The sequence below is a fragment of the Agrobacterium sp. MCAB5 genome, assembly GCF_052114365.1.
Taxonomy (GTDB): Bacteria; Pseudomonadota; Alphaproteobacteria; order Rhizobiales; family Rhizobiaceae; genus Agrobacterium; species Agrobacterium tumefaciens.
In genome coordinates this window covers 1-688 of sequence record NZ_JBFREP010000109.1, presented here as the reverse complement: position 1 = coordinate 688, position 688 = coordinate 1, and the positions used below count along the sequence as shown (strand labels likewise).

1 protein-coding gene is annotated in these 688 nt (G+C 58.6%); it reads left to right on the top strand.

Annotated features, from left to right (window positions below):
- Positions 1 to 12 precede the first annotated feature (12 nt).
- The gene (locus AB4Z23_RS27625; RefSeq protein WP_441361197.1) at positions 13 to 627 is read left to right on the top strand and encodes a trimeric intracellular cation channel family protein; all 615 of its coding nucleotides are present in this window, start codon (positions 13 to 15) and stop codon (positions 625 to 627) included.
- Positions 628 to 688: the final 61 nt, after the last annotated feature.

Below are 688 nucleotides of genomic sequence, written 5' to 3'. Positions count from 1 at the left end.
GAACTGCCATTTATGATGCATTTGCTTTACCTGATTGCGATAATCGCCGAGGCGATGACAGCTGCCCTTGCTGCCGGTCGCCGGAGCATGGACTGGGTTGGCGTCTGCCTGCTGGGCTGCGTGACCGCCCTTGGTGGTGGCTCTGCCCGCGATGTGCTCCTTGGCCATCACCCGTTATCGTGGGTCGAACATCCATCCTATCTGGGGATCACCGGTGGCGCCGCACTTGCGACGATTATCATCGCCCGTTTCGTGCACCACCTGCGTGGGCTGTTTCTGTTGCTCGACGCGATTGGACTCGTAGTCTTCACCGTGATCGGCTGCAACGTCGCATTGGCTCTGGATCTTTCGATCCCGATCGTCATTGTTTCTGGTATGATTACCGGATGCGTGGGCGGTGTGCTCCGGGATATTCTGTGTGCCGATATTCCACTGCTGTTCCGGAGCGAGCTTTATGCCGCCGTATCGGTCATGGCCGGCGGTATATATGTCCTTGGGCTGTCGCTTGGTTTTAACCACGACGCCGTCATGCTTGCAGCAATGGCGATCGGGTTGACGCTGCGCTTGCTTGCGCTACGTTTCAACTGGAGCATGCCGAAATTCGTCTACGATCGTGACCTGCACTAATCCTTACGGCGCCGGGCGGAACGACCAGCCCGGCGTCCGCGACGCTAGGCTGTGGTTGTCG